Source organism: Mesorhizobium sp., from assembly GCF_004962925.1.
Lineage (GTDB): Bacteria > Pseudomonadota > Alphaproteobacteria > Rhizobiales > Rhizobiaceae > Mesorhizobium.
The window spans coordinates 1-9,662 of sequence record NZ_SUEO01000102.1; the positions used below are offsets into that span (position 1 = coordinate 1).

At 62.1% G+C, this 9,662-nt stretch carries 6 protein-coding genes; 2 read left to right on the forward strand and 4 right to left on the reverse strand.

The genetic code is table 11. From position 1 onward, the window contains the following. Positions 1-121 precede the first annotated feature (121 nt). The 3 genes from fusA to rpsL all read right to left on the reverse strand — a co-directional run bounded on the left by fusA (position 122) and on the right by rpsL (position 3,170). On the reverse strand, positions 122-2,212 hold the full coding sequence (gene fusA / locus E5W87_RS19850; protein ID WP_292401133.1) for an elongation factor G: 2,091 nt from the start codon (positions 2,210-2,212) through the stop codon (positions 122-124). A gap of 30 nt (positions 2,213-2,242) precedes the next feature. Then, positions 2,243-2,713: a 30S ribosomal protein S7 gene (gene rpsG, locus E5W87_RS19855; RefSeq protein WP_008875664.1), complete on the reverse strand. Its 471-nt coding sequence runs from the start codon at positions 2,711-2,713 to the stop codon at positions 2,243-2,245. An 85-nt stretch (positions 2,714-2,798) separates the two neighbouring features. Further along, a complete protein-coding gene (gene rpsL, locus E5W87_RS19860) occupies positions 2,799-3,170 on the reverse strand; it encodes a 30S ribosomal protein S12 (protein WP_006333356.1) in 372 nt (123 codons plus the stop codon). Between the two features lie 463 nt (positions 3,171-3,633). On the opposite strand from rpsL, the gene E5W87_RS19865 reads away from it, so the two are divergent. Further along, the gene (locus E5W87_RS19865) at positions 3,634-3,915 is read left to right on the forward strand and encodes a transcriptional regulator (protein ID WP_292401136.1); all 282 of its coding nucleotides are present in this window, start codon (positions 3,634-3,636) and stop codon (positions 3,913-3,915) included. A 148-nt stretch (positions 3,916-4,063) separates the two neighbouring features. Next, a complete protein-coding gene (locus E5W87_RS19870; RefSeq protein WP_292401140.1) occupies positions 4,064-4,999 on the forward strand; it encodes a Gfo/Idh/MocA family oxidoreductase in 936 nt (311 codons plus the stop codon). Between the two features lie 370 nt (positions 5,000-5,369). On the opposite strand, the gene rpoC is transcribed toward E5W87_RS19870, so the two are convergent. Beyond that, positions 5,370-9,566: a DNA-directed RNA polymerase subunit beta' gene (gene rpoC / locus E5W87_RS19875; protein ID WP_292401142.1), complete on the reverse strand. Its 4,197-nt coding sequence runs from the start codon at positions 9,564-9,566 to the stop codon at positions 5,370-5,372. Positions 9,567-9,662: the final 96 nt, after the last annotated feature.

The window sequence follows — 9,662 nt, forward strand, 5'->3', positions numbered from 1 at the left end:
CAATCGTGCCAATGTTCACATGAGGCTTTGTACGCTCGAATTTACCTTTTGCCATGTGATCTCTCCATTCCTGCTCGCCCGTGCGGGCTTTGAATTAAGTTAGCGCTGCAACCCGTTCGGGTTACGCGTATTTTTTCTGGACTTCCTGAGCGACTGCGGTCGGCACCGGCTCGTAGTGATCGAACTGCATCGTGTAGGCCGCGCGGCCCTGGCTCATCGAGCGCAAATTGTCGACGTATTTGAACATGTTGGCGAGCGGCACCATCGCGTTGATGACGACAGCCACACCACGGGCCTCCTGGCCCTGTATCTGGCCGCGGCGGCCATTCAAGTCGCCGATGACGCTGCCGACGTAGTCTTCCGGCGTCACCACTTCGACCTTCATGATCGGCTCGAGCAACTGCACACCAAGCCTGGGCGCCGCTTCACGGAAGCAGGCACGGCCAGCGATTTCGAAGGCCAGAACGCTGGAGTCCACATCGTGGTAGGCACCATCGATCAGCGTCGCCTTGACGCCGATCATCGGGAAGCCGGCGAACGGGCCCGACGTCATGACGCTGTTGATGCCCTTTTCGACACCAGGGATGTATTCCTTCGGCACAGCGCCGCCGACGATCTTGGTTTCGAACTGGAATTCGCTGCTTTCCGGATTCGGCTCGAAGAGGATCTTGACGCGGGCGAACTGACCGGTACCGCCGGTCTGCTTCTTATGCGTGTAGTCCTGTTCTTGGCTGCGGGTAATCGTCTCGCGATAGGCCACCTGCGGCGCGCCGACATTGGCCTCGACCTTGAACTCGCGACGCATGCGGTCGACGATGATGTCGAGGTGAAGCTCGCCCATGCCGGAAATGATCGTCTGGCCGCTTTCCTCGTCGGTCTTGACGCGGAAGGACGGATCCTCGGCGGCCAGGCGGTGAAGGGCGAGGCCCATCTTTTCCTGGTCGTTCTTGGTCTTCGGCTCAATGGCGATCTGGATGACCGGATCGGGGAATTCCATGCGCTCGAGGATGACTGGATGCAGCGGGTCACTGAGCGTGTCGCCGGTGGTCGTGTCCTTGAGGCCGGCCAGTGCGACGATGTCGCCGGCGAAAGCCTCTTCTACGTCGGCGCGCGAGTTCGCATGCATCTGCAGCATGCGGCCAATGCGCTCTTTCTTGCCCTTGACCGTGTTGTCGACCGAGATGCCCTTGGTGAGCTTGCCCGAATAGATGCGGGCAAAGGTGAGCGAGCCGACGAACGGGTCGTTCATGATCTTGAAGGCGAGCATCGACAGCGGCTCGTTGTCGTCGGCATGACGCTCGATCTCGGCATCGGTCTTGGCGTCGACGCCCTTGATGGCCGGAACATCGACCGGCGACGGCAGATATTCGACGACGGCGTCGAGCAGCGGCTGCACGCCCTTGTTCTTGAAGGCCGAGCCACAGAACATCGGATAGAACTTTACCGCGATGGTGCCCTTGCGGATCAGCGCGCGGATCTCGTCATTGCTCGGCATCTTGCCTTCGAGGTAATTCTCAAGCGCCGTCTCGTCCATTTCGACGGCGGCCTCGATCATCTTCTCACGGTATTCTTCGGCACGAGCCTTGAGGTCGGCAGGGATCTCGACGACGTCCCAGGCGGCGCCCAGCGTCTCGTCGCGCCAGACCAGCGCGTTCATCTCGACCAAGTCGACGACGCCCTTGAACTCGGTCTCAGCGCCGATTGGCAGCTGCATGACGACGGCATGCGCACCGAGGCGCGAACCGATCATCTCGACCGAGCGGTAAAAATCAGCGCCGATCTTGTCCATCTTGTTGCAGAAGATCATGCGCGGCACGCGGTACTTGTCGGCCTGGCGCCAGACGGTTTCCGTCTGCGGCTCGACACCGGCATTGGCGTCGAGCAGCGCAATAGCGCCGTCGAGCACGCGCAGCGAACGCTCGACCTCGATGGTGAAGTCGACGTGGCCGGGGGTGTCGATGATGTTGAAGCGATGCATCTTGCCGTCACGAGCCTTCCAGAAGGTCGTGGTCGCGGCCGACGTGATGGTGATGCCGCGCTCCTGCTCCTGCTCCATCCAATCCATGGTGGCAGCGCCGTCATGGACTTCGCCGATCTTGTGCGACTTGCCCGTGTAGTAGAGGACGCGCTCGGTGGTCGTCGTCTTACCGGCGTCGATATGCGCCATGATACCGAAATTGCGGTAGTCTTCGATTTTATATTCACGGGCCATGGTAGGTGCCTCTTCAGTCTCGTTCGCGCTTTACCAGCGGTAGTGCGCGAAGGCGCGGTTGGCTTCTGCCATCTTGTGGGTGTCTTCACGCTTCTTGACGGCGGTGCCGCGGTTGTTGGCCGCGTCCATCAGCTCGCCGGAAAGGCGGTCGACCATCGTGGTCTCGTTGCGATTGCGAGCGGCGGCGATCAGCCAGCGAATGGCCAACGCCTGACGGCGCTCGGGGCGCACGTCGACCGGAACCTGGTAGGTGGCGCCACCGACGCGGCGCGAACGCACTTCCACATGCGGCGCGACATTGTCGAGCGCCTGATGGAAGACGGTGACCGGCTCCTGCTTGGTCTTGGACTGGACCTGGTCGAGCGCGCCGTAGACGATGGTCTCGGCAACCGACTTCTTGCCGTCATACATGACGGCGTTCATGAACTTGGTGACGATCAGATCGCCGAACTTCGGGTCCGGGTTGATCTCACGCTTTTCTGCACTGTGACGACGGGACATTTTTTCTCTGCCTCAATTCTGCGTGGTGGCCTGGATCCCGGATCGTCGCCTGGCGCCGTCCGGGATGACCTTGGCTACGCTTCGGTCACTTCGGACGCTTGGCGCCGTACTTCGAACGGCGCTGCTTGCGGTTCTTCACACCCTGCGTGTCGAGCACGCCGCGGATGATATGGTAGCGGACGCCTGGAAGATCCTTGACGCGGCCGCCGCGGATCATCACCACGGAGTGCTCCTGAAGGTTGTGGCCTTCGCCGGGGATGTAACCGATCACTTCAAAACCATTGGTCAGGCGGATCTTGGCCACCTTGCGCAGCGCCGAGTTCGGCTTCTTCGGCGTCGTTGTATAGACGCGCGTGCAGACGCCCCGCTTCTGCGGGTTCTGCTGCATGGCCGGGACCTTGTTGCGCTTCACCGGCGCAATGCGCGGCTTGCGGATCAGCTGGTTGACGGTAGGCATTAAACCCTCTTGTCTCTCAATTCCGTGTCTCGCCCGGTCAGGGCCGCTCAAAGCGTCATTTCCATACGCAAATTCGGGCCACAAACCGCGCCTCGCGGTCTTGCCCGAACAAATGGCAGAGGAAGCGGAAGCCGCTTCATGCACGCCGGAAATGTCTTTTCGCTCGTAAAACGAACCCTGTTTGAGGCAAACTCCAAAGCGTGTCGCTTCGGAAGGGAGAGCCTCACATCGGTTCTGACTGGCCGGCTTCTACTCGCAAGCCTGTTGCCCGTCAACCCCGGAGCACCAAATATTACGCTGAAACCGAGGCTTGGCAGCCATGCGAAAAGCGCATGTAATTTTCTTTCGTCATTTTGCAAGAGGAAGGAAGAAAGTGACCGGCTTTCGGCTGTTGCACGGCCATGCTTCATGCGAAAAAGGAGGCATGAACAGCGCAAATCCCCTCGCCCGGAGGAATCAGCCCGTGAACGACAATGATGAGCGCCCGGTCACCATCATCACCGGCCGGGCATGGAAAAGGAAGGACGGCAAGCCGGAAGGCGTCCACCTCATGTTGGTCGCGCCCGACGACGATTCGGCGGTGCGCCGGGCGCTCGAATCACTCGCGGCCGAAGGCTACGCCGAGGCGGAGCTCGACCAGATCGGCGACCTCGACGGCGTGCCCGACGAAGAGCCGCATTTGTCGGCCTATCAGGGCGCGCTCGAAGGTGAAGTGTCGATCGTCACCTTCGACGTGCCAGCCTGAGGCAGGGCCGATCTGAAACAGGGCCAGACCGAATCGGGCGCCATCCCGGCAGGCCGCCGGCAGCCTCGCGCGGCTTGCGGGGCATCGGTTCTCTGCTAAGAAGCAATCGCTGCCAGAGCAGTGCATTTCCCAATCCGCGGAGCCTCCCATGTCCTCGAACAGTAACCCCATCAAGCTCGGCATCGTCGGGGTGGGAAAGATCGTCCGCGACCAGCACCTGCCGGCCTTGGCAAAGGACCAGACCTATCGTCTCGCCGCTGCCGCCAGCCGGCACGGCAAGGTGGACGGCATCCCGAATTTTCCAACCATCGAGGCGATGCTCGACGCGGTGCCGGAGCTTGAGGCGGTATCACTCTGCATGCCGCCGCAGTTCCGCTACGACGCCGCGCAAACAGCGCTGGCAGCGAAAAAGCATGTCTTCCTGGAAAAGTCGCCTGGCGCCACGGTCAGCGAAGTCGAGGATTTGAAGGCGCTGGCGGCGGCAAACGGCGTCTCGCTGTTCGCCAGCTGGCATTCGCGCTATGCGCCGGCGGTGGGAGCGGCGCGTGGATTTCTCGGTTCGACCCAGATCAGATCGGCTGCCATCAACTGGAAGGAAGACGTGCGCCGCTGGCACCCGAACCAGGATTGGATCTGGGCCCCAGGCGGCTTCGGTGTGTTCGATCCCGGCATCAACGCGCTGTCGATCGCGACCCACATATTGCCGGCAATGTTCATCACTTCGGCAATTCTCGATTTTCCCGAAAACCGCGCAGCCCCGATCGCCGCACACATCGCCTTCCGTACCTCTGATGGATTGCCGGTGGCGATGGAACTCGACTGGCGCCAGACCGGCCCGCAAAGCTGGGACATCCTGGCCGAGACTGACAAGGGCGCGATGGTGCTTTCGGGCGGCGGGTCAAAACTCGCGGTCGACGGCCGCGTCGTTCACGACGAGCCGGAAGCGGAATACCCGATGCTTTACAAGCGTTTCGCCGAGATCGTGCGCGCCGGCGTTTCCGATGTCGATCTCACCCCGCTGCAGCATGTCGCCGACGCCTTCATGCTCGGCAAGCGCAATGTGGTGGAAGCGTTTTACGACTGAACGATACAGGGTTATGAGCGACTTCGCCCGGATCCTATAACCTGCAATCGACGCGCTGCCCCTCATCGCCCTGCCGGGCACTTCTCCCCGTATAGTGACGGGGAGAAGGACGCCGTCATCAAAGATTTCGCCAATCGCTTGCGGCAAGAGCGCCATGGTTGCGGCCAGCCCCTTCCCCCCGTCACTATACGGGGAGAAGATGCCGGCAGGCAGATGAGGGGCGGCGCCGGACGATCGAAATAGGGCACCACATTTGGTGCCGGCTCTCACTCCATCGACACGGCGTAAGATCGCAACACCAACGCAACAAACAAAAAAAGCCGCCGGGTTGCCCCGACGGCTTTGTTGCCTGAGATCTGTGCCGCCGCGCTTACTGCGCGGCGTTGACCATGTCGGTCAGCATCGGATCGGCGACCTCGACGCCTGACGCCTTGCGGCGCTCGTCGATGATCAGCTCGTCACGCGACGTAGCGATGCGCCGGATCTGGCTCATCGTGCCGCCGGTACCGGCCGGGATCAGCCGGCCGACGATGACGTTTTCCTTCAGCCCCTGCAGCATGTCGGTCTTGCCGGCAACCGCCGCTTCGGTCAGCACCCTGGTCGTCTCCTGGAAGGAGGCGGCCGAGATGAAGGATGGCGTTTGCAGCGAGGCCTTGGTGATGCCCAGGAGCACCGGCTGGCCTTCGGCCGGCTTCTTGCCGTCCTCGACCAGGCGCTCGTTGACCTCTTCCAGCTCGATCACGTCAACGTGGTCGCCCGGAATGTAGGTCGAGTCGCCCTGGACGGTGATCTCGACCTTCTGCAGCATCTGGCGAACGATCACCTCGATGTGCTTGTCGTTGATCGACACGCCCTGCAGGCGATAAACCTCCTGGATCTCGTTGACGAGGTAGGACGCAAGCGCCTCCACGCCCTTGATCGCCAGGATATCGTGCGGCGCCGGATTGCCGTCGAGGATATAGTCGCCCTTCTCGATGACGTCGCCGTCCTGGAGATGGAACGGCTTGCCCTTCGGGATCAGGTATTCGACCGGCTCAAGCGTCGAGTCATGCGGCTCGATGATGATGCGGCGCTTGTTCTTGTAGTCGCGGCCGAAGCGGATCGTGCCGTCGATCTCGGCGATGATGGCGTGATCCTTCGGACGGCGTGCCTCGAACAGTTCGGCAACACGCGGCAGACCGCCGGTGATGTCCTTGGTCTTGGCGCTTTCCATCGGGATACGCGCCAGCACGTCGCCGGGGCGAACCTGCGCACCCGGCTCGACCGAAAGAATGGCCTCGACCGAGAGCAGGAAGCGGGCGTCGCCGCCCTTCGACAGTTTGCCGACCTTGCCCTTGGCATCCTGGACGACGATCGCCGGCTTGAGGTCGTTGCCGCGTGGCGTTGAACGCCAGTCGATGACCTCGCGCTTGGTGATACCCGTCGATTCGTCGGCCGTCTCCTGGACGGAAATGCCGTCGACCAGATCCTCGAACGCCACCTTGCCCTCGATCTCGGTGAGGATCGGGCGGGTATAGGGATCCCACTCGGCAACGCGCTGGCCGCGCTTCACCTTGTCGCCATCGTCCACGAAGATGCGCGAACCATAGGTGAGGCGGTGCGTGGCACGCTCCTTGCCGGCTTCGTCGAGGATCAGCACCGCCATGTTGCGGCCCATGACCATCTGCTGGCCATCGGAGTTGCGCACCACGTTGCGGTTGCGGATCTCGACCTTGCCCTCATACGAGGCTTCAAGGAACGAGCTATCCACCACCTGCGCCGTACCGCCCATGTGGAAGGTACGCATGGTGAGCTGGGTGCCCGGCTCGCCGATCGACTGCGCGGCGATGACGCCGACAGCCTCGCCCTGGTTGACCGGGGTGCCGCGGGCCAGATCGCGTCCGTAGCAGACCGCGCAGACACCGACCCTGACGTCGCAGGTCAGCGCCGAGCGGATGCGGACCGACTGGACGCCAGCCTTTTCGATCTCTTCCACGTCGCGTTCGTCCATCAGCGTTCCGGCCTTGACCAGAACCTCACCCGTGACCGGATGCGTGATGTCGTCGAGCGACGTGCGGCCGAGAACGCGCTGGCCGACGGAAGCGACGACTTGGCCGGCATCGACGATCGGCTGCATGGTGAGGCCCTTGTCGGTGCCGCAGTCGACGGAGTTGACGATGCAGTCCTGCGCCACGTCGACAAGACGACGGGTGAGGTAACCCGAGTTCGCCGTCTTCAAGGCGGTGTCGGCCAGACCCTTGCGGGCGCCGTGGGTCGAGTTGAAGTACTCGAGCACGGTCAGGCCTTCCTTGAAGTTCGAGATGATCGGCGTCTCGATGATCTCACCGCTAGGCTTGGCCATCAGGCCGCGCATACCGGCAAGCTGGCGCATCTGGGTGGGCGAGCCGCGCGCACCGGAGTGCGACATCATGTAGATCGAGTTCATCGGCTTTTGACGGCCATTGTCCTCGAACTCGACCGCCTTGATGCGGGCCATCATCTCGTCCGCGACCTTTTCCGAGCACTTAGCCCAGGCGTCGACGACCTTGTTGTACTTCTCGCCCTGCGTGATCAGACCGTCATTGTACTGCTGCTCGTATTCCTTGGCCAAAGCCTCGGTGTCTGAAACCAGCTTGATCTTGGCATCCGGGATCAGCATGTCGTCCTTGCCGAACGAAATGCCGGCGCGGCAGGCGTGGCTGAAGCCGAGGGCCATGATGCGGTCGCAGAAAATGACCGTCTCCTTCTGACCGCAATGGCGGTAGACGGTGTCGATCATCTTGGAGATGTTCTTCTTGGTCATCTCCTGGTTGGCGGTCTCGTAAGGCACGTTGACGTTCTTCGGCAGAAGCTCGCCAATGATCATGCGGCCGGGCGTGGTGTCATAGATCTTCGACACGACATTGCCTTCGGCATCGACCGAGCGGAAGCGGCCCTTGATCTTGGCGTGCAGCGTCACCGCCTTGGTCTCGAGCGCGTGCTGGAGTTCGCCCATGTCGGCAAACACCATGCCCTCGCCCGGCTCGTTCTGGTTGACGATCGAGAGATAGTAAAGACCCAGAACCATGTCCTGCGACGGCACGATGATCGGGGCGCCGGAAGCCGGGTGCAGGATGTTGTTGGTCGACATCATCAGCACGCGGGCTTCAAGCTGTGCTTCCAGCGACAGCGGCACGTGAACCGCCATCTGGTCGCCGTCGAAGTCGGCGTTGAAGGCCGTGCAGACCAGCGGGTGAAGCTGGATCGCCTTGCCTTCGATCAGGATCGGCTCGAATGCCTGGATGCCGAGGCGGTGCAGCGTCGGCGCACGGTTCAGAAGCACCGGATGCTCGCGGATGACCTCGTCGAGGATATCCCAGACCTCCGGGCGCTCCTTCTCGACCAGCTTCTTCGCCTGCTTGACGGTCGAGGAATAACCCTTGGCGTCGAGGCGGGCGTAGATGAAGGGCTTGAACAGTTCGAGCGCCATCTTCTTCGGCAGGCCGCACTGGTGCAGCTTGAGCTCCGGGCCGGTCACGATGACCGAGCGGCCGGAATAGTCGACGCGCTTGCCGAGCAGGTTCTGACGGAACCGGCCCTGCTTGCCCTTGAGCATGTCGGACAGCGACTTCAGCGGACGCTTGTTGGCGCCGGTGATGACGCGGCCGCGACGGCCGTTGTCGAACAGCGCGTCGACGGCTTCCTGCAGCATGCGCTTTTCATTGCGCACGATGATGCCGGGCGCGCGCAGCTCGATCAGCCGCTTCAGGCGGTTGTTGCGGTTGATGACGCGGCGATAGAGATCGTTGAGATCGGACGTGGCAAAACGGCCGCCGTCCAGCGGGACAAGCGGGCGCAGGTCCGGCGGGATCACCGGAACCACCTTCATGATCATCCATTCCGGACGGTTGCCGGACTCCATGAAGTTCTCGACGACCTTGAGCCGCTTCAGATACTTCTTCTGCTTCAGCTCGGACGTGGTCGAGGCCAGCTCCGAGCGCAGGTCGCCGGCGATCTTCTCCAGGTCCATGCCGGCCAGGAGGTCGTGAATGGCCTCGGCGCCGATCATGGCGGTGAAGCTATCCTCGCCATATTCGTCGACGGCCATCATGTACTCTTCCTCGCTGAGGAGCTGGTGCTCCTTCAACGCGGTGAGGCCGGGCTCGGTGACGATGTAGTTCTCGAAGTAGAGAACGCGCTCGATATCCTTCAGCGTCATGTCGAGCAGCGTGCCGATACGCGACGGCAGCGACTTCAGGAACCAGATATGGGCGACGGGCGCAGCCAGCTCGATATGGCCCATGCGCTCGCGACGGACGCGCGACAGCGTGACTTCGACGCCGCACTTCTCGCAGATGACGCCCTTGTACTTCATGCGCTTGTACTTGCCGCACAGGCATTCGTAGTCCTTGATCGGACCGAAAATGCGCGCGCAGAACAGGCCGTCGCGCTCCGGCTTGAAGGTGCGGTAGTTGATGGTCTCCGGCTTCTTGATCTCGCCGAACGACCAGGACAGAATCTTCTCAGGGCTGGCGAGCGAGATCCGGATGGAATCGAACACCTGCGCAGGCGCCTGGGGATTGAAGAGATTCATGACCTCTTGGTTCATGCCGTTCTCCTTTTCGGGGTCCTCGAAAACCCCTTGCATCTAGCGCGGGCCAAACGCCCGCCGACTTGGTCGGCCACCGGCCGAAGAATTTGGTGC

Excerpts from the sequence above, each read along its gene's own strand:
- fusA (WP_292401133.1), bottom strand. The coding sequence starts at position 2,212 with ATGGCCCGTGAATATAAAATCGAAGACTACCGCAATTTCGGTATCATG.
- rpsG (WP_008875664.1), bottom strand. The coding sequence starts at position 2,713 with ATGTCCCGTCGTCACAGTGCAGAAAAGCGTGAGATCAACCCGGACCCG.
- rpsL (WP_006333356.1), bottom strand. The coding sequence starts at position 3,170 with ATGCCTACCGTCAACCAGCTGATCCGCAAGCCGCGCATTGCGCCGGTG.
- E5W87_RS19870 (WP_292401140.1), top strand. The coding sequence starts at position 4,064 with ATGTCCTCGAACAGTAACCCCATCAAGCTCGGCATCGTCGGGGTGGGA.
- rpoC (WP_292401142.1), bottom strand. The coding sequence starts at position 9,566 with ATGAACCAAGAGGTCATGAATCTCTTCAATCCCCAGGCGCCTGCGCAG.